Origin of the sequence: Nocardioides sp. SYSU D00065, assembly GCF_017916425.1 — a bacterium.
Taxonomy (GTDB): domain Bacteria; phylum Actinomycetota; class Actinomycetes; order Propionibacteriales; family Nocardioidaceae; genus Nocardioides.
On the sequence record NZ_JAFMSX010000001.1, the window covers coordinates 561,052 to 585,170 of the forward strand.

24 protein-coding genes are annotated in these 24,119 nt (G+C 72.4%); 5 read left to right on the forward strand and 19 right to left on the reverse strand.

The genetic code is table 11. The annotated features are described in order from the left end of the window. Positions 1 to 34: 34 nt before the first annotated feature. Positions 35 to 718, reverse strand: a complete 684-nt coding sequence (locus J3P41_RS02810) for a YitT family protein (protein WP_210648718.1) — start codon at positions 716 to 718, stop codon at positions 35 to 37. A 62-nt stretch (positions 719 to 780) separates the two neighbouring features. On the opposite strand from J3P41_RS02810, the gene J3P41_RS02815 reads away from it, so the two are divergent. Continuing rightward, positions 781 to 2,229, forward strand: coding sequence for a PLP-dependent aminotransferase family protein (locus J3P41_RS02815; protein WP_210648719.1), 1,449 nt, complete (start codon positions 781 to 783; stop codon positions 2,227 to 2,229). 21 nt (positions 2,230 to 2,250) lie between these two features. Here J3P41_RS02815 and serA read toward each other — a convergent pair whose 3' ends face one another. Beyond that, the gene (gene serA, locus J3P41_RS02820; protein WP_210648720.1) at positions 2,251 to 3,855 is read right to left on the reverse strand and encodes a phosphoglycerate dehydrogenase; all 1,605 of its coding nucleotides are present in this window, start codon (positions 3,853 to 3,855) and stop codon (positions 2,251 to 2,253) included. A 139-nt stretch (positions 3,856 to 3,994) separates the two neighbouring features. On the opposite strand from serA, the gene J3P41_RS02825 reads away from it, so the two are divergent. Then, positions 3,995 to 4,567 carry a YdeI family protein gene (locus J3P41_RS02825; protein WP_210648721.1) on the forward strand — a complete coding sequence of 191 codons (573 nt, stop codon included), beginning with the start codon at positions 3,995 to 3,997 and terminating at the stop codon, positions 4,565 to 4,567. Between the two features lie 4 nt (positions 4,568 to 4,571). On the opposite strand, the gene J3P41_RS02830 is transcribed toward J3P41_RS02825, so the two are convergent. Genes J3P41_RS02830 through J3P41_RS02840 form a run of 3 tightly spaced genes read right to left on the reverse strand, consistent with a single transcriptional unit; the run spans position 4,572 to position 7,436 of the window. Beyond that, positions 4,572 to 5,276 carry a DsbA family oxidoreductase gene (locus J3P41_RS02830; protein ID WP_210648722.1) on the reverse strand — a complete coding sequence of 235 codons (705 nt, stop codon included), beginning with the start codon at positions 5,274 to 5,276 and terminating at the stop codon, positions 4,572 to 4,574. 23 nt (positions 5,277 to 5,299) lie between these two features. Next, the gene (locus J3P41_RS02835) at positions 5,300 to 6,808 is read right to left on the reverse strand and encodes a cytosine permease (RefSeq protein ID WP_210648723.1); all 1,509 of its coding nucleotides are present in this window, start codon (positions 6,806 to 6,808) and stop codon (positions 5,300 to 5,302) included. A gap of 58 nt (positions 6,809 to 6,866) precedes the next feature. Beyond that, positions 6,867 to 7,436 carry an N-acetyltransferase gene (locus J3P41_RS02840; RefSeq protein ID WP_210648724.1) on the reverse strand — a complete coding sequence of 190 codons (570 nt, stop codon included), beginning with the start codon at positions 7,434 to 7,436 and terminating at the stop codon, positions 6,867 to 6,869. Positions 7,437 to 7,720: 284 nt separating this feature from the next. On the opposite strand from J3P41_RS02840, the gene J3P41_RS02845 reads away from it, so the two are divergent. Then, entirely contained in the window at positions 7,721 to 8,314 is a 594-nt protein-coding gene (locus J3P41_RS02845; RefSeq protein ID WP_210648725.1) for a hypothetical protein, read from the forward strand. Between the two features lie 67 nt (positions 8,315 to 8,381). On the opposite strand, the gene J3P41_RS18450 is transcribed toward J3P41_RS02845, so the two are convergent. From J3P41_RS18450 to J3P41_RS02885, 8 genes are all read right to left on the reverse strand, one after another. After that, on the reverse strand, positions 8,382 to 9,827 hold the full coding sequence (locus J3P41_RS18450) for an HNH endonuclease signature motif containing protein (RefSeq protein ID WP_246861433.1): 1,446 nt from the start codon (positions 9,825 to 9,827) through the stop codon (positions 8,382 to 8,384). 643 nt (positions 9,828 to 10,470) lie between these two features. Continuing rightward, positions 10,471 to 11,163, reverse strand: coding sequence for a hypothetical protein (locus J3P41_RS02855; RefSeq protein ID WP_210648726.1), 693 nt, complete (start codon positions 11,161 to 11,163; stop codon positions 10,471 to 10,473). 166 nt (positions 11,164 to 11,329) lie between these two features. Next, positions 11,330 to 12,130, reverse strand: coding sequence for a class I SAM-dependent methyltransferase (locus J3P41_RS02860; RefSeq protein WP_210648727.1), 801 nt, complete (start codon positions 12,128 to 12,130; stop codon positions 11,330 to 11,332). Between the two features lie 14 nt (positions 12,131 to 12,144). Then, positions 12,145 to 13,173: a ketol-acid reductoisomerase gene (gene ilvC / locus J3P41_RS02865; RefSeq protein WP_307861798.1), complete on the reverse strand. Its 1,029-nt coding sequence runs from the start codon at positions 13,171 to 13,173 to the stop codon at positions 12,145 to 12,147. A 45-nt stretch (positions 13,174 to 13,218) separates the two neighbouring features. After that, positions 13,219 to 13,764 (reverse strand): acetolactate synthase small subunit, encoded by a 546-nt coding sequence (ilvN, locus tag J3P41_RS02870; RefSeq protein WP_210648728.1) that lies wholly within the window; start codon positions 13,762 to 13,764, stop codon positions 13,219 to 13,221. Further along, entirely contained in the window at positions 13,761 to 15,536 is a 1,776-nt protein-coding gene (locus J3P41_RS02875; protein ID WP_210648729.1) for an acetolactate synthase large subunit, read from the reverse strand. Before J3P41_RS02875 ends, ilvN begins: the two co-directional genes overlap by 4 nt. A gap of 236 nt (positions 15,537 to 15,772) precedes the next feature. Beyond that, entirely contained in the window at positions 15,773 to 16,462 is a 690-nt protein-coding gene (locus J3P41_RS02880) for a 4a-hydroxytetrahydrobiopterin dehydratase (RefSeq protein WP_210648730.1), read from the reverse strand. A gap of 60 nt (positions 16,463 to 16,522) precedes the next feature. After that, positions 16,523 to 17,539, reverse strand: coding sequence for a S66 peptidase family protein (locus tag J3P41_RS02885; protein ID WP_210648731.1), 1,017 nt, complete (start codon positions 17,537 to 17,539; stop codon positions 16,523 to 16,525). A 25-nt stretch (positions 17,540 to 17,564) separates the two neighbouring features. Between J3P41_RS02885 and J3P41_RS02890 the strand changes: the two genes are divergently transcribed. Further along, positions 17,565 to 18,014: a hypothetical protein gene (locus J3P41_RS02890; protein ID WP_210648732.1), complete on the forward strand. Its 450-nt coding sequence runs from the start codon at positions 17,565 to 17,567 to the stop codon at positions 18,012 to 18,014. Between the two features lie 3 nt (positions 18,015 to 18,017). On the opposite strand, the gene J3P41_RS02895 is transcribed toward J3P41_RS02890, so the two are convergent. Next, positions 18,018 to 18,611 carry a TetR/AcrR family transcriptional regulator gene (locus J3P41_RS02895; RefSeq protein ID WP_307861799.1) on the reverse strand — a complete coding sequence of 198 codons (594 nt, stop codon included), beginning with the start codon at positions 18,609 to 18,611 and terminating at the stop codon, positions 18,018 to 18,020. A gap of 43 nt (positions 18,612 to 18,654) precedes the next feature. On the opposite strand from J3P41_RS02895, the gene J3P41_RS02900 reads away from it, so the two are divergent. Then, positions 18,655 to 19,365: a hypothetical protein gene (locus J3P41_RS02900; protein ID WP_210648734.1), complete on the forward strand. Its 711-nt coding sequence runs from the start codon at positions 18,655 to 18,657 to the stop codon at positions 19,363 to 19,365. Here the strand turns inward: J3P41_RS02900 and J3P41_RS02905 are convergent. Genes J3P41_RS02905 through J3P41_RS02925 form a run of 5 tightly spaced genes read right to left on the reverse strand, consistent with a single transcriptional unit; the run spans position 19,326 to position 24,090 of the window. Then, the gene (locus tag J3P41_RS02905; protein WP_210648735.1) at positions 19,326 to 19,742 is read right to left on the reverse strand and encodes a VOC family protein; all 417 of its coding nucleotides are present in this window, start codon (positions 19,740 to 19,742) and stop codon (positions 19,326 to 19,328) included. The genes J3P41_RS02900 and J3P41_RS02905 overlap by 40 nt on opposite strands. 1 nt (position 19,743) lies before the next feature. Next, on the reverse strand, positions 19,744 to 20,466 hold the full coding sequence (locus J3P41_RS02910) for a GNAT family N-acetyltransferase (RefSeq protein ID WP_210648736.1): 723 nt from the start codon (positions 20,464 to 20,466) through the stop codon (positions 19,744 to 19,746). Continuing rightward, entirely contained in the window at positions 20,463 to 21,668 is a 1,206-nt protein-coding gene (locus J3P41_RS02915) for an aminotransferase class V-fold PLP-dependent enzyme (RefSeq protein WP_210648737.1), read from the reverse strand. Before J3P41_RS02915 ends, J3P41_RS02910 begins: the two co-directional genes overlap by 4 nt. Positions 21,669 to 21,705: 37 nt before the next feature. Next, positions 21,706 to 23,397 (reverse strand): dihydroxy-acid dehydratase, encoded by a 1,692-nt coding sequence (ilvD, locus tag J3P41_RS02920; RefSeq protein ID WP_210648738.1) that lies wholly within the window; start codon positions 23,395 to 23,397, stop codon positions 21,706 to 21,708. A 9-nt stretch (positions 23,398 to 23,406) separates the two neighbouring features. Beyond that, positions 23,407 to 24,090: a helix-turn-helix domain-containing protein gene (locus J3P41_RS02925; protein WP_210648739.1), complete on the reverse strand. Its 684-nt coding sequence runs from the start codon at positions 24,088 to 24,090 to the stop codon at positions 23,407 to 23,409. Positions 24,091 to 24,119 lie beyond the last annotated feature (29 nt).

Consider the following 24,119-nt stretch of genomic DNA (forward strand, 5'->3'; position numbering starts at 1 on the left):
CGACGCTGGCTGACGACGTCGCCCAGCCCTCCCGTCAGGGGCGCGGCTCGTCGGCCACAGGCGGGCTCGCCAGCCGGACGGTGAACCACGGCAGCATCAGCTGGGTGAGCGGGCCGATCGCCAATGCGTAGGCGACGGTGCCGATGCCCAGCTTGCCGCCGAGCAGCAGCCCGATCACGACGACGGTGACCTCCAGAGCGGTACGGACCAGCCGCAGCGAGAGCCCGGTGCGACGGGCCAGGCCCGTCATCAGGCCGTCGCGGGGGCCGCGGCCGAGCTGGGCGCCGATGTAGAGCGCGCTGGCCATGCCGCAGAGCGCGACTCCGCCGACCATGAGGGCGACCCGCGCCGCGATCGCGTCGGGCCGCTCGAGCGCGGCCAGCGTCGCATCGGCGGAGACGCCGACGACGAGGGCGTTGCTGATCGTGCCGAGACCCGGCATCTCGCGCAGCGGGATCCACAGCACCAGCACGACGAAGCTGAACAGCACGACCGCCTGGCCCAGGGTCATCGGCACGTGGCGGATGAAGCCGGAGTGCAGCACGTCCCACGGCGCCAGACCGAGCGCCCCGCGCACCATGAGGGCGAGCGAGACGCCGTAGAGGAACAGCCCGACGAAGAGCTGCGGCAGGCGCCGGGTGAGGCGACCGGCGCGGAGCTGGGCGAGAGGGCCGAGGTCGACGAGAGTGGGACGGGGTGCGTGGACAGTGCTGCTCATGGCTCCCAGTTTGGCGACGATTGGCCTTGCTGCACATAGCCAATCATGGAACAGTGGCCTGCATGAACCGCGCGATCAGTGCCCAACGCATAGCCACCCTGGTCGGCGACTTCCCCCGCTCCCCCGCCTACCTCGGCCTGGCGGAGAGCCTGCGCGTGCTGATCGGCGACGGTCGGGTCGGCATCGACGTCCGCCTGCCGAGCGAGCGCGACCTCACCGGCGCCCTCGACCTCTCGCGCACCACGGTCACCCGGGCCTACGAGGTGCTGCGCGAGTCGGGCTACGCCGAGGCCCGCCGCGGTGCCGGCACCTTCACGACAGTCCCCGGCGGCCAGCGGCGCGCCCACGACCGCGCGCTCATGCCGAGCACCGGCGGCCAGCACGTCATCGACCTCAACTGCGCGGCGCACTCGGCTCCGCCCGGCCTGGTCGAGGCCTACCAGCGCGCGACCGAGGAGCTGCCCGCCTACCTGAGCGGTCCGGGCTACTTCCCGCTCGGGGTGCCCGCGCTCCAGGCGCGGATCGCGGCGGCGTACGACGCCCGCGGCCTGCCGACCGCGCCGGAGCAGGTGATGGTGACCGCCGGAGCGCTGGCCGCCGCGGCCGTCGTGGCCCAGGCGTTCACCGCGCCCGGCGAGCGGGTCGTGGTGGAGTCGCCGACCTATCCCAACGCGACACAGGCCGTGCGCCACGCCGGCGCCCGCCTGATCGCGGCGACCGTCGACCCCGACGGCTGGGACCTCGACGCGCTGGCTGCCACGCTGCGCCAGTCCTCCCCCCGGCTGGCCTACCTGATCCCCGACTTCCAGAACCCGACCGGTCACCTCATGTCCGACGCGCAGCGCGAGGAGCTGGCCTCCGCGCTCGCCCGCACCCGGACCGTCGTCGTCGCCGACGAGGCGCACCAGGCGCTCGCGCTGCGACCGGGCCTGGCCGAGACGATGCCGCGCCCGCTGGCGGCGTACGCCGACGACGCGATCACGATCGGCAGCGCCAGCAAGTCCTACTGGGGCGGCCTGCGGCTGGGCTGGGTGCGCGCGCCCCTGACCACGATGCCTCGCCTGCTCGAGGCGCGGATCGGTCTCGACCTCGGCGCGCCGGTCTTCGAGCAGCTCGTGCTCGCCGACCTGATGGACCGCGCCGACGAGGTGCTCCCGGCCCACCGCGAGCGCCTGGTCGCGGGCCGCGACGCCCTGGTCGCGGCGCTGCGCGAGCACCTGCCCGAGTGGCGGTTCCGGGTGCCCGACGGCGGGCTGGCGCTGTGGTGCGAGCTACCCGAGCCGCTCGGCACGGCGACGACCGCCGAGGCCGAGCGGCGCGGCGTCGTGGTCGCGCCGGGCCCGGTGTTCGCGGTCGAGGGCGGCCTGGACCGGCACGTCCGGATCCCCTGGACGGCCTCGCCGGAGGACCTCACCGAGGCCGTGCGCCGCCTCGCCGCCGCGTGGGAGCACGTGTCGGGCGACGCCGCCCGGCCGGCGCGCAGGGCCGCCGGCCGGGTGATGGTCGCCTAGGCTGCGAGGCGGCGACCGCCGTCAGGCGAGGTCGACGGCCCGCACGGACACCGCCTGCATGGCGGCCTCGATCTCGTCGAGCGTCTCGGCCGGGATCGCGGAGTCGACGCTCAGCGCGACCAGCGCGGCACCGCCCTTGTCCTGGCGCGAGACCTGCATGCCGGCGATGTTGACCGCGGCGTCGCCGAGGATGCCGCCGACGGTGCCCACCATGCCCGGGCGGTCCTCGTAGGTGAGGAAGGCCAGGTGGGTGGTGGGCTCGATGTCGACGTCGAAGCCGTTGACCTCGACCAGCCGCTCCTTCTGGGCGATGCCGACCAGCGTGCCGCTGACCGAGACCTGGGTGCCGTCGGCGAGCGTGCCGCGCAAGGTGATGAGGTTGCGGTGGTCGGGGCTCTCGCCCTCGGTCACCAGGCGCACCTCGGTGCCCCGCTCGGCCGCCAGGAGCGGCGCGTTGACGTAGGAGACCTGCTCCTCGACGATGTCGGCGAACACGCCCTTGAGCGCAGCCAGCTCGAGCACCTTGACGTCGTACTCGGTGATCTCGCCGCGGACCTCGACGTCGAGCTGCTGGGCGACCTCGCCGGCGAGCGCGGTGAAGACGCGCCCGAGCTTCTCGGTGAGCGGGATGCCGGGACGGACGTCCTCGGCGATGACGCCGCCCTGCACGTTGACCGCGTCGGGCACGAGCTCGCCGCTGAGGGCGAGGCGCACCGACTTGGCGACCGCGATGCCGGCCTTCTCCTGGGCCTCGTCGGTCGACGCGCCGAGGTGGGGCGTGGCGACGACGTTGTCGAGCTCGAACAGCGGGCTGTCGGTGCACGGCTCGGTGGCGAACACGTCGAGCCCGGCGGCCGCGATCTGCCCGGTCTTGAGGGCGTCGAACAGCGCGTCCTCGTCCACGATCCCGCCGCGCGCGGCGTTGACCAGGACCAGGCTGCGCTTGGCCTTCGCGAGCTGCTCGGCACCGATCAGCCCGACCGTCTCGGGGGTCTTCGGCAGGTGCACGCTCATGAAGTCGGACTCGGCGAGCAGGGTGTCCAGGTCGACCAGGCGCACGCCCATCTGCGCGGCGCGGCCGGCCTGCACGTAGGGGTCGTAGGCGATGACCTTCATGCCGAAGGCGCTCAGGCGCTGGGCCACGAGCACGCCGATGCGGCCGAGGCCGACGATCCCGACGGTCTTCTCGTAGAGCTCGATGCCGGTGTACTTCGAGCGCTTCCACTCCCCACCCCGCAGCGCGGCGTGCGCGGGGCTGATGTGCCGGGCGGCAGCCAGCATCAGGGCCACGGCCAGCTCGGCGGCGCTGACGATGTTGGAGGTCGGCGCGTTGACGACCATCACGCCGGCCTGGGTGGCGGCCTTGACGTCGACGTTGTCGAGGCCGACGCCGGCGCGGGCGACGACCTTGAGGCGGTTCGCCGCAGCGAGCGCCTCGGCGTCGACCTTGGTCGCGGAGCGGACCAGGATCGCGTCGACGTCAGCGATCGCGGGCAGGAGCTCGGCGCGGTCGGCGCCGTTGCAGCTGCGGACCTCGAAGTCGGGCCCGAGCGCCTCGATCGTGGCGGGGCTGAGCTCTTCGGCGATGAGTACGACTGGGCGAGCGTGCGCGGCGGGTGCGTTCACAGCGGGGTCCTCGTGGTGGTCAAGGGTGGTCCGGGACTGCACGACGCTGTGCCCGCCCCACCCTACCCGCGGCTGCCCGTCGTGCCGAACCCGTCCCAGAGTCCCGCCCTACCCTGAGGGCCCGCCCTACCCTGACGACATGGGCGCGATGGACGACGCGGAGCGGCTCGAGCCGAGCACCGTCGAGGAGTGGGCGGCCTGGCTGCGCGAGCACCACGAGCAGCCGCAGGGCGTGTGGCTGGTCTCGCGGCGCAGGCAGGCCGAGAAGGCGTTCTCCTACGAGGAGTCGGTGCTGCAGGCCCTGCGCTGGGGATGGGTCGACTCCACCGTCAGGGGGCTCGACGAGGAGCGCACGATGATGTGGTTCGCCCCGCGCCGCCGCGGCAGCGTGTGGACGCGGATCAACAAGGGACGCATCGCCCGGCTCGAGGCCGACGGCCTGATGGAACCTGCCGGCGCGGCCGCGGTCGCGATCGCCAAGGAGACGGGCGCCTGGACGCTGATGGACGAGGTCGAGGACCTCGTGGTGCCCCTCGACCTCGCCGAGGCCTTCGACGAGCACCCCGGCGCGCGGGAGCACTGGGAGTCGTGGTCCGCGTCGACGCAGAAGCTGATCCTCACCTGGATCGTGCTCGCGAAGAGGCCCGAGACCCGTGCGGAGCGGGTCCGGACCACCGCCGTCAAGGCGGCGCGGGGCGAGAAGGCGCGCTAGCCGCTCAGATGGCGCAGCCGTCGGGGCCGCACTCCTCGCCGCCGGCGAGCACCTCGATGCGGGGATGCGACTCGGACCAGGCCCGCTCGAGCACCTGGGCGAAGGTCTCGGTCGGCTGCGCGCCGGAGACGCCGTACCTGCCGTCGACGACGAAGAACGGCACCCCGGTAGCGCCGTAGGTCTGCGCCTGCGCGACGTCGGCGTGGACGTCCTGCTCGAACTCGCGCGAGGCGAGCACCTCGTCGACGCGCGCGGCGTCGAGACCGGCGGTCGTGACGACCTCCCTCAGCACGTCGTGGTCCGCGACGTCACGCGCCTCGGTGAAGTACGCCCGCAGCAACGCCTCCTTGACCCGACCCTGCAGCTCGTTGCCGCCCTGCTGGTGGGCGAGATGGATGAGGCGGTGCGCGTCGACGGTGTTGAGGTGCAGCGTCTCGGCGAGGCGGTAGACGAGCCCCTCCTCGGCGGCGACGGCCTCGACCCGGTCCTGCATCTGCCGGGCACCCTCGGGCGACTGGCCGTACTTGCGGGCCAGCATCACCGACGTGCTCTCCGTCGGACGGGTCGGCGCGCCCGGGTCCAGCTGGTAGGAGCGCCAGTGCACGTCCACCTCGTCGGCGTGCGCGAAGTCCGCCAGCGCCTTCTCGAGCCGGCGCTTGCCGATGTAGCACCACGGGCAGACGACGTCGGACCAGATCTCGATCTTCACGACCGGCGCAACGCCCCCGCGGCTCAGGCTGTTCCCTGCTCCTGGCGGCGCACCGTCCCGCGGCGCGCGACGTACGTCACCGCGAAGCCCAGCGCGAGCGCGAGCAGCACGCCGAGGTTGGCGTAGGCCCACGGGCCCTCCCAGTAGGGGGCGGCCGTGTCGTCGACGTAGGTGCCGAGCCCGAGCGGACCGATGAGGAAGCCCTGCCAGTTGTTCCACGCCGCGTCGGTGGCGAAGCCGTTGACGACCAGGCCCCAGCCCAGGACCGAGGCGCCGACCAGCGTGCCGATGGAGGTCCAGTCGACCGCGCCGTAGCGGCCGCCGGCGTCGAACAGCGCCGCCTCGTCGTAGTCACCCCTGCGCAGCGCGATGTCGGCGATCATGATCCCCGCCCACGCGGCCAGCGGGACGCCGAGGGTGATCAGGAAGCTCTGGAACGGGCCGAGGAAGTCCTCGGCGAAGAACACCACCCAGACCGTGCCGAGGGTGAGGATGACTCCGTCGACGAAGGCCGCCGCCGGGCGCGGGATGCGGACGCCGAGCGAGAGCAGCGTCAGGCCCGAGGAGTAGATGCCGAGCACCGCGCCGCTGACCAGCGCCAGGATGGCGGCGAGGAGGAACGGCACCAGGAACCACGTGGGCAGCAGCGTGCCCAGCGTGCCGATCGGGTCGGCCGACACCGCGAGGGCGAGGTCGCCTGAGGAGGCGGCGAGGAGGAGGCCGAAGACCACCAGCAGCGTCGGGGCGAGGGCGCCGCCGAAGGTGTTCCAGGCGACGATGGACGAGCCCTTGGCGTCGCGGCGCTGGTAGCGCGACCAGTCGGCCGCGATGTTGATCCAGCCCAGCCCGAAGCCGGTCATCACCATGACCAGGGCGCCGATCATCTGCTGGGCGCTGCCGTCGGGCACCGCCTGCACTGCCGCCCAGTCGATCTCGTCGAGGGTGAGCACGACGTAGACGATCGTCGCGATCCCGGTGATCCAGGTCAGCACCGACTGCAGGCGCATGATGACGTGGTAGCCGGCCACGCTGGCCGACACGATCAGCGCCGCGACCACGACGGTCGCGGCCACCTTCGTCGCGGTGCCGGCGGCCCAGCCCAGCTGGTCGAAGATCGTCGCGGTGGCCAGCACCGCGAGGATCGCCAGGAAGGTCTCCCAGCCGATGGAGACCAGCCAGGAGATGACGCCCGGGACCTTCTGACCCTCGACCCCGAAGGCGGCCCGGCTCAGCACCATCGTGGGCGCCGAGCCGCGCTTGCCGGCGATGGCGATGATCCCGCAGAGGACGAAGGACACGACGACGCCGACGATCGTGACGACGAGCGCCTGGCGGAACGAGATCCCGAAGCCCAGCACGAACGAGCCGTAGCTGATCCCGAAGACCGACACGTTGGCCGCGAACCACGGCCAGAACAGGTCGGACGGCTTCGCGGTGCGCTGGGACTCCTCGACGATCTCGATCCCCGTGGTCTCGACGCCGAGCCGACGGGTCTGCTCGAGGCCGTCGCCGGTGGTCGCTGCGTGGCTCATGACCGCATCGTCGCGCACGCGGGTCTCATGGACCAGCACCGGGGGCTGCGGACACCGGTCAGATGCTGCGGCTCATCCGCAGCGAGTACGCCTCGACGGTCCCGTCGTCGTGCACCGCGTAGGGCGCCCGGTCCCGGACGCCGAACCCACGCGCGCGGTAGAAGGGTATGCCGAGCTCGTTGCCCTCGGTGACCGACACCCACTGCTCCGTCGCACCGAGCGCACGCTGCTGCTCGGTGACCGCGTCGAGGAGGGCGGTGCCGATGCCCCGCCCGCGCACGCGCGGGTCGAGGTAGAGCACGTACAGCTGACCCCGCCCCTGGTCGTCGACTCCCCCGCCCGCGGCGCCGAGCAGCCCGTCCGGACCGCTCGCCACGACGTACCCCTGCCAGCCCGGAGCGGTTCCGGCCGTGGCGATCTCGCGGGCCACGCGCGCCGGGTCGTAGTAGTGCCACGACTGCCGCTCGATCGTCTCGGGGCTCAGCAGGCCCTGCGAGGACAGGGCGAACCCCGCCCGGCAGACCGCACAGATCGCCTCCTCCTCGCCCGGCCTGGCCAGGCGGACGTCGTACGTCGGCGTCTCGGCCGCCTCGGGCCGGACGGCGCCTCGCCAGCGGCGCAGGATCATGGGGCCTCCTTGCTCGTCGCTCGGGCCCACGCTATCGAGCGGTGACGTCCGGCACGATGTGCGTCGTGGACCCACGCAGCAGGACGGTGCCGGGCACCGTGCGGGAGGTAGTGGCCGGGCTCGGCGAGGAGTTCGCCCGGTTCGACGCGCGAACGCAGGACTCCGGGCACGTCTCGTACGGCGTGCGCGACGCCTCGGGTCGGCGGTGGTTCGTCAAGACGTCCGGCGACCACGCTCCGAGCTCGGCCGGCGCGAGTCGCGCGTCCCGGGTCGACTCCCTGCGCGTGTCCGTCCAGGTGGCGCGCGCGGTCACGCATCCCGCGCTCGTCCCGGTCGAGCGCGTGCTGGCGGCCTCGGACGGACTGGTCATCGTCAGCCCGTGGTTCGACGGCGATCTGCTCCGCAGCCCCGCCGACCGGCGCGACCAGCCGGACGAGCCCGGCAACAGGTTCGCGCGGCTACCGGTGGCGGAGGTCGAGGTCGCCCTGGACCAGGTCATCGACCTCCACGTCCGGCTCGAAGCAGCCGGCTGGATTGCCGGCGACCTGTACGACGGGTCGCTGATGTACGACTTCGCGCACCGGACAATCAAGGTGATCGACGTCGAGTCCTACCACCGCGGCCCGTACGTCAACGCCATCGGGCGACTGCCGGGATCGACGCGCTTCATGGCGCCCGAAGAGTTCGTGAGAGGTGACCGTATCGACGCTCGGACGACGGTGTTCACCCTGGGGCGCATGCTGCAGACCTTCCTCGTTCGAGCGCATCCCGGACACCCTGCCGCTGCTGTGGCCGAACACGCGACGCAGTCCCACCCGGATGATCGTCCGTCGTCACTCGCCCGGTTCCAGGAGCAGTGGCGTGCTGCGACTGGGTGACCGGCGTGCCCGGGCAGGCGCCCGGCCCGGGTCGAGCCAGCGCGACCCAGCAGGATGGCGCGTGTGTTCAGCCGGGCACGCGGACGGTGCCGTGTGGGGTGACCAGGACGGTGAGGTGGGCGGGTCCGGTCCACAGGTAGGTGCCGGGGTGGGTGCGTTCGTAAGTCCACCGCCGGGCTGTCTTGGCGCGGTGGTGTCGTCGGCACAGCGGGGCCAGGGTCTCGGGTGCGGTCTGGCCGGGTGGTCCGCCGTCGTCGGGGTCGAGGTAGGGGTGGCGGTGGTCGAGGTCGCACTGGCGTGAGGGTCGGGTGCACCAGGGGAACACGCAGGTCTCGTCGCGCAGGCGGACCTGCTCGGCCATCCGCGGTGGCGGGTCGTGCCGGTCGGTCGACCAGCGGTCGTCGGCGGCGACGTGGAGCACCGGCTGGATCGTCACCCGCGAGCGGCCGGCCCAGTCGCGGATCCGGTCCAGGGTCACCGGACCGAGCGACTCAACCGTCCCGGTCGCCGGTCCGGTCGCCGGTCCGGTCGCCGTCTGGTCGGTGAGGACGTCGGCGAGAGAGGCGTGGAGGTAGAGCCGGACCTTCGCGTCGCGGCGCTCCATCGCCCGGCGCCGCGCCTCCTGGCGCCGCGCCTCCTGGTCTGTCACCGGGTCGTGGCGTGTCACCGGGCGGTGGTCCAGGAGGCTGGTGAGGTCGAGGCGCGCCTGGGCGTCGGCGATCACGCCGAGGGCCTTGGCCTTGCGGGCGCCGAGGTCGTCCGTGTCGCCGAGCGCGGCCAGAGCGTCTGCTTCGGCGCACACGACGTCGTGGAACCGGGTCAGGTCGAGGGTGTCGCCCACGGCGTGGAGCTGGGAGGTGCCGGCATAGCGGTGCGGGTCGGGGTGGACCAGCACCACGTCCCACCCCGCCCGGGCGCGGTCCTCACGCTCGGCGAGGTCAGGATGGTCGGGATGGTCACCGCCGTCGTCGCAGCGGGCCGCGGCCTCGGCGACCAGCCGGTCCAGCGCCGCCACCCCCAGCGACGACACCCGCCCGGCGACCCGACGGTCCACCCACCCCGCAGCCGCGCGGGTCAGGTGCCGGGTCCGCGCGGCGACGCGGCGGGCCTTCCACACCGGCACCAGTTGCGCGCGGGTCTGGTCCCACAGCAGCGGCAGCCGATGGTGCAGGTCGAGCGTGTCGGCCAGCAACGCCGCCGCCGCCGCGGGCGAGCAGCCCAACGCCACCGCGAGCGGCTCAGGCGTGAACGCCGTCACCGCCGGCGTACCGGCACCGCCCAGGGTCTCCGGCTGCTCCAGCACCGCCGGCAGCACCGCACCGGTCGGGGTCTCGCAGCCGTCCACGGCGGGATGCGCGACCGCCCACTGGTAGGCGATGCGGAGCTTGTGGACCTCGGCCTCACGCAGCACCGACTCCACCTCAGCCGCCTCCGCCAGGAGCGCACCCTCAGCCAGAACGGTGAGGTCCGGCAGGTCGCTGACCTGCGGATCTACGGCGGCAGTGGGCTCCATGGATCTACTCAACCAGAGCCCACCGACACCCGACCCCCACCAGCCAGCCGCCTGTGGACGACGCCTCCGACACCGTCACTGACTGGGTGTGTCCCTATTGCGGGGTCACTGCAGCCGCTGCTAGGGACCTCGGCCGAGAACACGACGTCGAGGTCCGCCGGGTCGGGTGGGACGACAAGCAGCCGATCTTCCGCCCCATCCGGCACGCCTGGCGCGTCGAGGTCCCCCACGGCCGCCTGGGGCGCTCCCGCCGGTTGGCGAAGTCGTTCGAGAACACGACCACCTCGCGACCGGCTGGCTTCAAGTGGCGTGCATTGCCACCACGCTGCGGCATCTCTCCCGGGGACCGACGCGCCGGCGTCCAACCGCGGTCGCAGCCTGAGCAGCTGCTGGCGCGGACCGCGCGAGTTGCGACCGATGTAGTGCTCCACACCGACTTCTGGCCGCACCATCGGCGCGTGAGGATGGCGACGGAACAACGCTCTCGATCTGGACCCAACACTACGTTGTCGACACCTCCCTCACTTCATCTACACGAGGGAAGCCAGCGCGTGTGCTCAGTCGCGGGACCCGGGCGTGTAGGCGAACCAGCCGAAGTCCCGACCACTCGCCCGCGCCTCGGCCAGCCGGCGCCGGGTCTCGCTCAGCGGAGGGAACGGCTTCTTGGCGGGAGGCAGCTTCTCCCGCGTCGAGGTCGTGACGTCACCGTCCCAGAAGACGAGGAAGCGCTCCTCCCGGGGGGTCGAGGCGAACAGCTCATCGAAGTGCTCGAGCAGCCACGCAGCCGCAGCCCGTGTCTCCGGATCACCTGCTTCCACTGGTCGGGCGTCAGGAGGACAGTGAGAACATCCAGCCCCTCTCGCCGTACGACGTAGCGGTTCGGAGCCTCCTGCTCGACCTGACCTTTGCACCCGAGGACCTCCAGCAACATGGCGTGCTGTTCGGCACGCGCGGGCAAGTCACGGTCGTCGTCCCGGGACTGCTCGTACGCTCTGACGTGCTCATGGATGTGGCGCACCAGCCGCATTGCGATCCGAGGCGCGTAGTCCTCGGGCTCGGTGTAGCCGCTGACCTCGCGCCACTCAGCGTCGAGGGGAAGAAGCAGGGAACCCTCCCGGGGAACGGCCACATCGTCTGGAAGGTCAAGCACGTAGAAGATGTCGAGCTGATTGCCGTAGTCCCCAGGGACCACGGCAATCGACGTCACCGTCACATCAGTGCCAAATCCGTCGCTTCGGTCGATCCAGTCGTCTCCGAGGTGTCCCGGCGGGATCCCCGGATCGGGCGGCGCGGTGAGGATCTCGTACACCTTCCGGGCGTAGTCCACGTCGTCCATCGTCCAAGAATGGACCACGCAGTGTCCGCACCGCCTGCAGTTTGGCCAGAGCGCCTTCACAGGAAGGGCCGCAACGTCGGTACTCCTGCAAACCGCGCGCGCTGAATCGGGACACACCCATTCAGAGCCGAGGAGGCCTCGCGGGGGTAGCAGAGATGGGCTGCGCTCAGACGCGGATCAGGACCTCTCCGTGCAACACCGAGAACCAGCCGTCCGGGTGCGCCGCCCACTCGCGCCAGGCGAGCGCGAGCTCGGCGAGCTCGTGGTCGCTGGCCAGGCCCTGATCCACGAGCTGCCGCGCCAGCGCGGTGGAGGTGATCCGGTCCGCCCAGAGCCCGCCCCACCAGGCCCGGCCGTCGCGGTCGGCGTAGCACCACGTCGAGGAGCCGGCCACCACGTCGTCCGCCCCGGCGGCGTGGGCCCAGGCGAGCAGCATGCGACCGGCGTCGGGCTCGCCGCCGTTGGCCCGCGCCGCCGCGTCGTAGAGCTCCAGCCACCGGTCGAGGCCCGGCGAGGCGGGGTACCAGGAGAAGTGGCCGTAGTCGCTGTCGCGCACGGCGACCAGTCCGCCCGGCCGGGCGGCCCGCATCATCTCGCGGAGCGCCCCGACCGGGTCGACGACGTGCTGGAGCACCTGGTGGGCGTGGACCACGTCGAAGCCGCCGCCCAGCACGCCCGCGACGTCGAGGGCGTGGACGTCGCCCACGACGACCGTGGCGTTCGTGATCCGCTGCCGCTCGAGCTCGGCGCGGGTGAGGCCGGCGGCCTCCTCGGTGACCTCCAGGGCCACCACCTCCCGCACCAGTCGGGCCAGGTCCGCGGTGATCGTCCCGGGACCCGACCCGACGTCGAGCAGGCGCTGGTCGCCGTGCAGGTGCGGCAGGAGGTGGGCGGCCGAGTTGGCCGCCGTGCGCCACCGGTGGGAGCGCAGGACGGCCTCGGCGTGCCCGTGGGTGTAGGTGCTCACAGGCGCGGGCGCCCTCAGCGGGCGGCGGTGCCCTCGACGTAGTCGGAGTCGTGCGACTTCACCCACGCCATGAGCTTGCGCAGCTCGCGACCGGTCTGCTCGATGGGGTGGGTCTCACCCTTCTTGCGCAGCTCGGCGAACTCCGGCGCCCCGGCGTCCTGGTCGTCGATGAAGCGCTTGGCGAAGGCGCCGTTGCGGATGTCCTCCAGCACGGCCTGCATGTTCTCCTTCACCTGCGGCGTGATGACGCGCGGGCCGGAGACGTAGTCGCCGTACTCGGCCGTGTCGGAGACCGACCAGCGCTGCTTGGCGATGCCGCCCTCGTACATCAGGTCGACGATCAGCTTGAGCTCGTGCAGGCACTCGAAGTAGGCCACCTCGGGCTGGTAGCCGGCCTCGATGAGGGTCTCGAAGCCGTACATCACCAGCTGCGAGGCACCGCCGCACAGCACGGCCTGCTCGCCGAACAGGTCGGTCTCGGTCTCCTCGGCGAAGGTGGTCTTGATCCCGCCGGCGCGCAGGCCGCCGATGGCCTTGGCGTAGGACAGCGCGACGTCCCAGGCCTTGCCGGACTCGTCCTTCTCGACCGCGACCAGCACCGGCACGCCCCGGCCGTCGACGTACTCGCGGCGCACGAGGTGCCCGGGGCCCTTGGGGGCGACCATGAACACGTCGACGCCCTCGGGCGGGGTGATGTAGCCGAAGCGGATGTTGAAGCCGTGGCCGAACACCAAGGTGTCGCCCGGGGTGAGCGCGGGCGCGATCTCCTCGGCGTACAGCGTGCGCTGGTGCTGGTCCGGGGCGAGGATCACGATCAGGTCGGACTCCTCGGCGGCCTCGCGGGGCGTGAGGACGCGCAGGCCCTCGGCCTCGGCCTTGTCCCGGCTGCGCGAGCCGGGCTGCAGGCCGATGCGGACGTCGACGCCGGAGTCGCGCAGGGACAGCGCGTGGGCGTGGCCCTGGCTGCCGTAGCCGATCACCGCGACGTTCTTGCCCTGGATCAGGCTCAGGTCGGCGTCGTCGTCGTAGAACATCTCAGCCACTGGGGGCTCTCCTTCGGTTGGGGGTTGCTGCTGTCTGGGGGCGGGTCAGATGGCCCGGGGCGGTGCGGGTACGGCGGCGGGGCGCTGCGCGCGCTCGCTGATCGAGCGCGAGCCGCGGCCGATGGCGACCATGCCCGACTGCACGAGCTCGCGGATGCCGAAGGGCTCGAGCACCCGCAACAGGTCGGCCAGCTTGTCGGAGTTGCCGACCGCCTGGACGGTGACGGCGTCGGGGGCGACGTCGACCACCTTGGCACGGAAGAGCTGGACGGCGTCGAGCACCGCGCCGCGGGTGGTGGCGTCGGCGCGGACCTTGACCAGCAGGAGCTCGCGGTTGACCGATCCGGGTCCCTCGAGCTCGACGATCTTGATCACCTCGACGAGCTTGTTGAGCTGCTTGGTGACCTGCTCGAGCGGGGACTCGTCGACGTTGACCACGATGGTCATCCGGGAGACCTCGGGGTGCTCGGTCGGACCCACCGCGAGGCTGTCGATGTTGAACCCGCGTCGCGAGAACAGCGCCGCGATGCGGGCCAGGACGCCGGGCTTGTTCTCCACGAGCACCGACAGGGTGTGCTTGTTGTGGCTCACGCCCGGACCTCCCAGTCGTCCTGCACGTCGTCGAACTGGGGGGCCAGGTCGCGCGCGTACTTGATCTCGTCGTTGCTGGTGCCGGCGGCGACCATCGGCCACACCATGGCGTCCCGGTGGACCCGGAAGTCGACGACGACGGGCTGGTCGTCGATCGCCATCGCCTTCTCGATGGTGGCATCGACCTCGTCGGGCGACTCGCACGACAGGCCCACGCAGCCGTAGGCGTCGGCGAGCTTGACGAAGTCGGGGATCCGCTTGGAGTGCAGGTCGGTGTTGGAGTAGCGCTCGTTGTAGAACAGCGTTTGCCACTGGCGCACCATGCCGAGCGACTCGTTGTTGATGATCGCGACCTTGATCGGGATGTCGTTGATCGCGCAGGTGGCGAGCTCCTGGTTGGTCATCTGGAAGCAGCCGTCGCCGTCGATGGCCCAGACCGTCGTGTCGGGCATGCCGACCTTCGCGCCCATCGCGGCGGGCACGGCGTAGCCCATGGTGCCGAGGCCGCCGGAGTTGATCCACGTGCGGGGCTTCTCGTAGTCCACGAACTGCGCGGCCCACATCTGGTGCTGCCCGACGCCGGCTGCGTAGATCGAGTCGGGGCCCGCGATGTCGCTGAGCCGCTCGAGGACGTACTGCGGGGCGAGGGCGCCGTCGCTCGGCGTCTCGTAGCCGAGCGCGTACTTCTGCTTCACGCCCGAGAGGAAGGCGACCCAGGCCTCGTAGTCGCCGTCGGCGCCCTCGGCCTGCAGCTGCGCCACCAGCTGGACCAGGACCTCCTTGCAGTCGCCCACGATCGGCACGTCGGCGTGGCGGTTCTTGCCGATCTCGGCCGGGTCGATGTCGGCGTGGATCACCAGGGCGCCCGGAGCGAAGGAGTCGAGGTTGCCGGTGACGCGGTCGTCGAAGCGGGCGCCGAGACTGATGATGAGGTCGCTCTTCTGCAGCCCGGCGACCGCGGCGACGGTGCCGTGCATGCCCGGCATGCCCAGGTGCTGCGGGTGGCTGTCGGGGAACGCGCCGCGCGCCATCAGCGTGGTGACGACGGGGATGCCGGTGAGCGCGGCGAGCTGGGCCAGCTCGCGGGAGGCGTTGGCGCGGATGACGCCGCCGCCGACGTAGAGCACCGGACGCTTCGCCTGGCGGATGAGGCGCACCGCCTCCTTGATCTGCTTGGCGTGGGGCGTGGTGACCGGGCGGTAGCCGGGCAGGTGCAGCTCCGTCGGCCAGCTGAACGTCGTCATCTCCTGCTGCGCGGACTTGGCGATGTCCACCAGCACCGGGCCGGGGCGCCCGGTGGAGGCGATGTGGAAGGCCTCGGCGATCGTGCGCGGGATCTCGTCGGGGTCGGTGACGAGGAAGTTGTGCTTGGTGATCGGCATGGTGATGCCGCGGATGTCGGCCTCCTGGAAGGCGTCCGTGCCGATCGCCGAGGCGACGACCTGTCCGGTCACCGCCACGATCGGCACCGAGTCCATGTGCGCGTCGGCCAGCGGCGTCACCAGGTTGGTGGCACCCGGGCCGGAGGTGGCCATGCAGACACCGACCCGGCCGGTCGCGGCCGCGTACCCCTGGGCGGCGTGGCCGGCACCCTGCTCGTGGCGCACGAGGATGTGCCGGATCCGCGTCGAGTCCATCAAGGGGTCGTACGCCGGGAGGATCGTGCCGCCCGGGATGCCGAAGATGTCGGTGACGCCGGCCGCCTCGAGGGAGGTCACCAGGCTCTGTGCGCCGGTGACCGCTGCGGTGGCTCGTCCGCCCTGCTCCGTCATGGTTTCTCTTCCGTCGTGATCGTGGCGTGCCCAACAAAAAACCCCTCGGCCCGGAGGGCGACGAGGGGTGACGCGTGTGCGGTGGGGTCTGGGTGACCTCAGCTCACGCGTCGCGTGCGTACGAGGATCTCGGTGCGCATGCGACAACCGTCGTCGCCGGGGCGGCCCGGCGTCAAGCGAGTCTGCCAGCCGTCCCAACATGTGGAATGCGAATCCCAGCATGTGGCGCGCGAGCGTCAGCGATCCAGCCTGGTGCAGATGCATGAGCGGTTGCCGTCGGCGTCCTCGACGACCCAGAACGACGGCGCCTCCGCGCCGCTGACGAGCCGGCCGCCGGCCCCGAGGACGGCCTGCAGGCGCCGCTCCGCCTCGTCGTGCGGCACCCAGACGTCGAGGTGCCAGCGCTGCTCGTGGTCCTGGGGCGGGAGCGGGGTCCCGTCCTGGTCGCCCGGTCCCTGGAACCACATCCCGGGCACCTGACCGCTGGGGTCGACCGGCTCGCCGTCGCGGACCTCACCTCCGAGCAGGGCGGCGTAGAACGGGCCGAGCCGCTCGGGCGCCGACGTGTCCAGCGCTGGCTCGAGCTCGGTGAGCCCGGACACGTCGGCCGTGACGCCCAGCTCGGCGGCCAGGGCGCTGATGGTGCGCGCGAGATCGAGGTCGCGGCTGGTGATCCCCCGGACGTCATGGCTGGACAGCGTCACGATGACCGCCGGGTAGGTCAGAGAGATGTCGGGATGGTGGTCGGCCTGCTCGGCCGCCGCGCCGATGCGGTCCACCAGCGTCAGGCCGGTGGCGAAGTCGCCGGTGCGGAAGCGGGCACGGAGACCGGTGAGCAGGTGGCGCCAGTCGTCGAGGCCGGGCGCCTCGCGCACCTCGGTGGCGGACAGCCTGCGTCGGGGGTCGTCGTCGCGCGGGTCGCTCATGGATCCGACCATGCCACGCGCGACCGACACCGGCCAGCCCCGCGCGGGAGGCCGGCCTGCTCAGCGCAGCGTCTGGGTGATCTCGCGCCGCTCGTCGTCGACCACGACGCGCGCCAGCGCGCCGTTGACCAGCGGCAGGTGCGGAGGCACGTGCCCGATCTCGAGGTCCCACACGATCGGCAGGTCGAGGCGGCCGAGCGCGTCGAGGACGGCCGCGCGCTGGGTCAGCTGCGGGTGGTCGGGCGCCGCGGTGCGCCCCACGAGCACGGCCACGGCGTCGTCGAACCACCCGGCGAGCCGGAGCGAGTGCAGGAAGCGGCAGACGTCGACCGCGTGGTCCTCGCATGCTTCGACGTAGACGATGGTCGGCTCGTCCAGCGACCCCGCCCACGCCCGCACGTCGCCGTACGGCGTGCCGGCGAGGTGGCCCACGGTCTCGATGCAACCCCCGATGAGGCGTCCGGTCACGTCCAGGCTGCGGGCGCCGTGCAGCTGCCAGCGCCCGTCGCCGACGCGCGGCCACTCCGTCGCGCGCGGGTCGTCCTCGAACCGCACGTAGCGCGCCACCAGGCCGGAGTCGCGCTGGACGAAGGGGCCCTCGCCGCCGGCGAGGTCGAGCCAGTGGAGCAGGCCGTCCGGGACGGCGTACGGGGTGTCCGCCAGGTTGTCGCCGTGGAGGGTGGCCCAGCCCAGCCGGGTCGTGATCGGCACCAGCAGGGTGGAGATGTCGGAGAAGCCGACCAGCCACGTCGGCTCGGCCGCGGCCAGGGCGTCCCAGTCGAGCAGGTCGACGAGGTCGATCGCCGTCTCGCCGCCCCACGGCGGGACGACGCACCTGATCTCGGGGTCGGCCAGCATCCGGGTCAGCTCGGCGGCCCGCTGGCCGGCCGGGGCCGAGGTGAGGCCGGTGCCGTCCATGCACTCCCCCACCACGACGTCGTAGCCACGTCCGCGCAGCCAGTCGACGCAGAACTCGACGCGCGCCACCGCGTCACCCGCGACGCCGGCCGACGGGGAGGTGACGCCGATGCGGTCGCCGGATCGCAGCGGGCGCGGGAAGCGCAGTGGAGCAGCCATGCAGGGAGTCTGTCACTGTGTGTCCATGGGACTCAGCGACGTGGCGCAGCAGGCCATCCACGCGGCGACCGGGGTGCCGCGGCTCTCCGCGGCCGCCCTCCGCGCCGGACTCGGTCCCGCTGGCGCGCTCGAGGTGCTGCGGATCTCGCAGGCGTCCCTGCAGGCCGCCGCCACGCACGGCCGCGGCGAGCCTGGGCGCACGAACGCCGTGCGCCACTTCCTGTGGCAGGCGGTGCTCACGGCGCGGTTCGGCGTCGAGGCGGCCCGCGCCATCGCCGCCGCGCAGGAGCAGGGCACGCCGAACCACCGCGACTCACGCGTGGACGAGCACAACAACGAGGAGGGGCAGCAGTACGGCCTGGCGCACGCCGAGGAGCTCCGGGCCGGTCCTCCCGCGGCGGCGGTCGCCTCCCTCGTGCCGGTCGCGCTGGCCAAGTGGGAGTCCGACGACCTGGTCTGGATCCGGCGGCGTTGAGGCTCAGGGCGCGAGCAGCCGGCGTACGGCATCGACCAGCGTCGCGCGCTGCCCCTCGGCGGTGAAGGCCTCGTCGACCGCGAGCCGGCCCAAGAAGCCGTCGAGAAGGACGAGCACCCACGCCGTCAGGTCGCGGGGCGGCAGGTCGGCGCGGACCTGACCGCGCGCCTGCGCTCGGGCCACCCACGGCTCGAGGCCGTCCTGCAGCACCCGCGCGTCGAGCGCGAGCGCGGTCTCCACCTCCGGCACGCCCATGACCGCGGTGACCGCCCGGACGAAGCCCGCGATCCGGGGGTCGCTCATCTCCTCGGCGGCGTGGGCGACGTACGCCTCGACGATCGACAACGGGTCGGCGTCGTCGGGGCGCGCGGCGAACCACCGGCGCGTCTCGTCGGTGCCGTAGGCGAGGATCGCCAGCAGCAGCGACTGCTTGGTCGGGAAGTAGTGGAAGAACGTGCCCGACCCGATCCCCGCCTGCCGGCAGATCGCGGCGGTGGAGGTGCCGGCGTAGCCGGTGACCGCGAAGCACGTGAGCGCCGCGTCGATGATCGCGAGGCGGCGCGCCTCGTGCCGCTGCGGGTCGACCGTGCGAGCCACTCGGACCTCCCTTTCATGGAGTGCGTGCTCTAGTATTGCAGCCATGGGGACGAGGGAGCGCTGGCACGTGCTGCGGGACGGCCACGAGCACGTCGTCGAGGTCGCGCAGGGCATGATGGTCCGCGAGGTCACCTGGACCCGCGACGGCACGCGGCTCGCGACCAAGAAGACCACCGACGACACCATCGTGCTCGGCGGGGAGGACCAGGCCGTACGCCTCAAGTTCGGCCTGCGCGGCCCTGCCCGTCGCGTCACGCTGCACCGCTCGGAGGCGGAGGCGCACACCGGGCTGGCGGGCGCCGACCTCGAGCCGGAGCCGGGGTCGAAGGCGGCGCAGCGTGCCGAGTGGATCGGCCGGCACCCGCACCTGCACACCGCGCGGCAGACGGCGCTGGCCGCCGCCGGGGTCGCCGTGCCGGTGCTGCTGGTCTGGCTGCTGTCGCTGGTCCCGTGGCCGGACGTGGACGTCCCCTGGCCGGACGTCGACCTGCCGTCGATCCCGTGGCCGGACCTGCCGGCGATCCCCTGGCCCGACGTCGACCTGCCGTCGATCCCGTGGCCGGACGTGGACCTGCCGTCCCTGCCCGCCTGGACCGAGCCGGTGCGCAAGCTGCTCGTGCCGGTGCTGATCGCCTTCTTCATCGCGCGCGGCGAGGTCAAGCGCCGGCGCAGGGCCGAGGAGCGAGCGGCTCAGGAGGCGGCTGACGAGGACGATCAGGGCAGCACGGAACGACCGATGTCCCCGGGGTTGTAGGCGACCTCCCAGCGGAAGCCGTCGGGGTCGGCGAAGTAGCCGGTGTAGCCGCCCCACTCCCGCTCGACGGCCTCGCCGACCACGCTGGCGCCGGCGGCTCGCGCGTGCTCCAGGACGGTGTCGACGCCGCGCGGCGTGGCGACGTTGTGGGCGAGGGTCACCGGAGGTACGCCGCCGCGGGCCGGCGCGTGCCCGACCTCGGCGACGAAGCCCTCCTCCACCCACAGGCTGAGCACCACCTTGTCGGCGACCCGGAACATCAGCACCTCGCCGGGGACGTCGAGCTCGGGCTCCCACCCGAGGCCGTCGACGTAGAAGCGGCGGGTCGCGTCGAGGTCGGTGACGACGAGGGTGATGAAGCTGACGCGCTGGTCCATCTCACTGCTCCCTGTCGGCCGCAGGGCGCGCCGCGAGGCGGACCCGCTGGCGTCCCTGCGCATCGAAGTTGCGGTCGTCGAGCCAGTCGTCGAGCGCCTGGCGCACCCGCGGCCACTCGAGGTCGGTGATGGAGAACCAGTCGGTGTCGCGGTTGCGGCCCTTGTAGACGACGGCGTTGCGGAACCGGCCCTCCCAGATGAAGCCGAGCCGGATGGCGGCGCGCCGCGACGGTGCGTTGAGGCTGTCGCACTTCCACTCGTAGCGGCGGTAGCCGAGGTGGTCGAAGGCGTGCCGCATGAGCAGCGCCATGGCCTCGGTGGCGGCACGGCTGCGCTGGAGCTGGCGCCCGAACGCGATCTGGCCGACCTCGATCGAGCCCATCGCCGGGTCGATGCGCATGAGGGAGCAGACGCCGACCGCGCGGCCGGTCTCGGCCGCGACGATGGCGTACATCACCCGCGTGTCGTCCGCTCGGGCCTGCTCGACGATGGTCGCCAGCTCGGCACGGTCTCGGGGGCGCTCCCAGGCCAGGTACGTCCAGATCGGGTCGTCGTCCTCGCCGCACAGCGCCGCGAAGAGGTCGTCGACGTGGTGGGCATCGACGGGCTCGAGCCGGACGCCCCGGCCCTCGAGGACGGTCGTGTCGTCGGGCCGCTTCGCCGGCGTCCAGTCGACGGGACGGCCGATGCGCTGGCCGTGGGCGTTGGTGCGGGGCTCGCTCATCGCAGCGCCTCCGCGACCGCGACCATGCCGCGCTCCACCTCGTCGAACGACGTCGACAGCGGCGACAGCCCGATGCGCAGGCCACCGGGGTCGCGGTAGTCGGGGATCACGTCGCGCTGCCACAGCCGGGCGGTGACCTCGCGCATCCGTTCGTGGTGCAGCGTGACGTGGCCGCCACGCAGCGCCGGGTCGCGCGGCGAGGCCAGGGTGACCTGGGGCAGGGTCGCGTCGGCGAGCTCGACGGCGTACGACGTCAGCGCGACGGACTTGTCCCGGATCGCGTCGATGCCGGCCTCCTCGATGAGCTCGAGCATGCTCTGCATCGCGACCATGCCGAGGATCGGCGGGGTGCCGGAGATGAACCGGCGGATGCCGACCGCGGGGGTGTAGCCGGGGCCCATGGCGAACGGGTCCGTATGCCCCATCCATCCCTGGATCGGCTGCGTGAGCTCGCCGTGCAGGCGTCCGTTGACGTAGCCGAAGGCGGGGGCGCCGGGTCCGCCGTTGAGGTACTTGTAGGTGCAGCCGACCGCGAGGTCGGCGTCCCACTCGTCGAGGCCGACGGGCACCGAGCCCGCCGAGTGGCACAGGTCCCACAGCACGAGCGCCCCGGCGTCGTGAGCGATGCGGGTGAGCTCGGCACCGGAGGCGAGCCACGCCGAGCGGTAGGCGACGTGGCACAGCACGACCAGCGCCGTGCGCTCGCCGACGGCGTCGCGCAGCTGGTCGGCGGTGACGCCAGCGGCGGTGTCGACCTCGATCCAGCGCAGGGACAGCCCCCGCTCGGCGGCGATCCCCTCGGCGACGTAGCGGTCCGTCGGAAAGTTGTCGGTGTCGATGACGATCTCGGTGCGGTCCGGGTCGGTGCGCAGGACGTGGTCGACCGCGGCGCGCATCAGCTTGTAGAGCCACACGGTCGTCGAGTCGCCGATCGCCGTCTGGCCCGCCGCGGCGCCCAGGCACACCCGGCCCAGGTCGTCGCCGAGGGTCGTCGGCAGGTCCATCCACCGCTCGTCCCAGCCGCGGATCAGCCGGCCGCCCCACTCCTCGCGGACGAAGACGTCCAGCCGGTTCGCGGTGGCGGCGACGGGCCGGCCGAGGGAGTTGCCGTCGAAGTAGACGAGGTCGGACTCAGCGCCCACGAACCGGTCCCGGAACCGGGCGAGCGGGTCGGCTGCGTCGAGCTCAGCTGCAGTGGTCACCCGCGCAACCTATCCGGCCGCCCTGCGACGTACGTCGTCAGTAGCAGACTGCTCCGTGAGCGGCGCTCTGGACGACCTTGCGGTACTTGCCGAGCACGCCGCGGGTGTACTTGGGCGGCAACGGCTCCCAGCCCTCGGCCCGTCGGGCGAGCTCGGCCTCGTCGACGTGGACGTCGAGGGTCATGTTGGCGACGTCGAGGGTGATCCGGTCGCCGTCCTGGAGGAAGGCGATCGGGCCGCCGTCGCTGGCCTCGGGCGCGATGTGGCCGACACAGAGGCCGGTCGTGCCGCCGGAGAAGCGGCCGTCGGTGATCAGCAGGACGTCCTTGCCGAGACCCGCTCCCTTGATCGCGCCGGTGATCGCCAGCATCTCCCGCATCCCGGGTCCGCCCTTGGGACCCTCGTAGCGGATCACGACCACGTCGCCCGGCTTGATCGAGCCTTCGCCCAGGGCGTCGAGCGCGCTGCGCTCCCCGTCGAAGACGCGCGCGGTGCCGGTGAAGGTCGAGTCGTCGAAGCCGGCGCTCTTGACCACGGCACCGTCCGGGGCGAGCGTGCCCTTCAGGATGGTCAGGCCCCCGGTGGCGTGGATCGGCGCGTCGAGCTGGCGCAGGATCTCGCCGTCGAGCGGCTTGGGGTCGAGGTCGGCGAGGTTCTCGGCCATCGTCTTGCCCGTGCAGGTGAGCACGTCGCCGTGAAGGTGGCCGGCGTCGAGCAGCGCGCGGAGCAGCACCGGGATGCCGCCGACGCGGTCGAAGTCGGTCCACACGAAGCGGCCGAACGGCTTCATGTCCGCCAGGTGCGGGACCTTCTTGCCGATGCGGGTGAAGTCGTCGAGGGTCAGGTCCACCTCGGCCTCGCGGGCGATGGCGAGCAGGTGCAGCACGGCGTTGGTGGAGCCGCCGAGAGCCATCGCCATCGCGATCGCGTTCTCGAACGCCGGGCGGGTCATGATCTGGCGCGCGGTGATGCCCCGGCGCAGCATCTCGACGACGGCCTCGCCGGACTTGTGCGCGAACCCGTCGCGGCGCCGGTCGACGGCCGGCGGCGAGGAGCTGCCGGGCAGCGACATCCCGAGCGCCTCGGCGACGCTGGCCATCGTGTTGGCGGTGTACGCCCCGCCGCAGGCGCCCTCGCCCGGACAGATCGCCCGCTCGATCTCGTCGACCTTCTCGCGGGAGATCTTGCCGGCCAGGCACGCGCCCACGGCCTCGAAGGCGTCGATGATCGTCACGTCGCGACCGTCGACCTGCCCTGGCATGATCGTCCCGGCGTAGAGGAAGACGCTCGCGAGGTCCAGCCGGGCCGCGGCCATCAGCATGCCGGGCAGCGACTTGTCGCACCCGGCGAGCAGCACCGAGCCGTCGAGGCGCTCGGCCATCATCACGGTCTCCACCGAGTCGGCGATGACCTCGCGGCTCACGAGCGAGAAGTGCATGCCCTCGTGACCCATCGAGATGCCGTCGGAGACCGAGATCGTCCCGAACTCCAACGGGTACCCGCCCGCGGCGTGGACGCCGTTCTTCACGGCCTTGGCCAGCCGGTCGAGCGAGAGGTTGCAGGGGGTGATCTCGTTCCAGCTGGACGCGACGCCGATCTGCGGCTTCTCCCAGTCGTCGTCACCCATCCCGACCGCGCGGAGCATCCCCCGTGCCGCGGCCTTCTCCAGACCGTCGGTGACGTCGCGGCTGCGAGGCTTGATGTCGGGTCCGTCGGCTGCGTGCGTCATGACCTCAGGCTAGTCGCCGCCGTCAGGCCACCGTGTCGGTGTCTCATCCGTGCGCCGAGGCTGGGGGACGCGGAGGCGCCAGTGCGCGAGACGAGCCTGCCGCTGCTCGTCCCGCCGCTGCTCGCGCTGCTCGTCCAGGTGCTCCGCCTCCGCGGCGAGCTGGACCAGCGCCGGGTGGTCGTCCGGCTTCCCCTCCAGCAGCCGGTCGAGCCGGCGATCGTGCGGGTCGGTGCGGAACCTGACCATCGGGTCGCGCCGCGATCGGGAGCGATCCTTCGCCTGGAGGTAGTCGATCGTCGTCGACTGCGCTCGGCTCGGTGCCCACCAGCCGGTGACCCGCAGGTCGACGTGTGCGGGGTAGCGCCTCCCTCCGTGCTGACGAGCACCGTCGCCACGCATCGGCTCGACCTCCTCCCCCGTGTCGTCGTCATGCACGGTGGCGTGCAGTCCGGCGCGCCGGAGCAGGTCGTGAAGGACGCTCGCGCGTGGACTCGTACGACCGGTCTCCCACCGGGCCACCGCCGACTGCGACACCTCGAGCAGCGCCGCCAAGCCGCGCTGCGAGACGTCGAGGATCCGCCGGATCCGCCGCACCAGCCCGGGTATCCCACCGTCGAACGGGCCCATGAAGTACCACTCCCGCTCCGCCGGGGTCCACTCCCCGTCGAAGTCCCACGTCGTCGTCCGTGCCATCCCGCGTCTCCCACCCGTGCTCGTCGCCG

What these genes read in the sequence shown, in the direction of transcription:
- J3P41_RS02810 (WP_210648718.1), bottom strand. Translation starts at nt 718, where the DNA reads ATGAGCAGCACTGTCCACGCACCCCGTCCCACTCTCGTCGACCTCGGC.
- J3P41_RS02815 (WP_210648719.1), top strand. Translation starts at nt 781, where the DNA reads ATGAACCGCGCGATCAGTGCCCAACGCATAGCCACCCTGGTCGGCGAC.
- J3P41_RS02825 (WP_210648721.1), top strand. Translation starts at nt 3,995, where the DNA reads ATGGGCGCGATGGACGACGCGGAGCGGCTCGAGCCGAGCACCGTCGAG.
- J3P41_RS02835 (WP_210648723.1), bottom strand. Translation starts at nt 6,808, where the DNA reads ATGAGCCACGCAGCGACCACCGGCGACGGCCTCGAGCAGACCCGTCGG.
- J3P41_RS02840 (WP_210648724.1), bottom strand. Translation starts at nt 7,436, where the DNA reads ATGATCCTGCGCCGCTGGCGAGGCGCCGTCCGGCCCGAGGCGGCCGAG.
- J3P41_RS18450 (WP_246861433.1), bottom strand. Translation starts at nt 9,827, where the DNA reads ATGGAGCCCACTGCCGCCGTAGATCCGCAGGTCAGCGACCTGCCGGAC.
- J3P41_RS02855 (WP_210648726.1), bottom strand. Translation starts at nt 11,163, where the DNA reads ATGGACGACGTGGACTACGCCCGGAAGGTGTACGAGATCCTCACCGCG.
- J3P41_RS02875 (WP_210648729.1), bottom strand. Translation starts at nt 15,536, where the DNA reads ATGACGGAGCAGGGCGGACGAGCCACCGCAGCGGTCACCGGCGCACAG.
- J3P41_RS02880 (WP_210648730.1), bottom strand. Translation starts at nt 16,462, where the DNA reads ATGAGCGACCCGCGCGACGACGACCCCCGACGCAGGCTGTCCGCCACC.
- J3P41_RS02885 (WP_210648731.1), bottom strand. Translation starts at nt 17,539, where the DNA reads ATGGCTGCTCCACTGCGCTTCCCGCGCCCGCTGCGATCCGGCGACCGC.
- J3P41_RS02890 (WP_210648732.1), top strand. Translation starts at nt 17,565, where the DNA reads ATGGGACTCAGCGACGTGGCGCAGCAGGCCATCCACGCGGCGACCGGG.
- J3P41_RS02900 (WP_210648734.1), top strand. Translation starts at nt 18,655, where the DNA reads ATGGGGACGAGGGAGCGCTGGCACGTGCTGCGGGACGGCCACGAGCAC.
- J3P41_RS02905 (WP_210648735.1), bottom strand. Translation starts at nt 19,742, where the DNA reads ATGGACCAGCGCGTCAGCTTCATCACCCTCGTCGTCACCGACCTCGAC.
- J3P41_RS02910 (WP_210648736.1), bottom strand. Translation starts at nt 20,466, where the DNA reads ATGAGCGAGCCCCGCACCAACGCCCACGGCCAGCGCATCGGCCGTCCC.
- ilvD (WP_210648738.1), bottom strand. Translation starts at nt 23,397, where the DNA reads ATGACGCACGCAGCCGACGGACCCGACATCAAGCCTCGCAGCCGCGAC.
- J3P41_RS02925 (WP_210648739.1), bottom strand. Translation starts at nt 24,090, where the DNA reads ATGGCACGGACGACGACGTGGGACTTCGACGGGGAGTGGACCCCGGCG.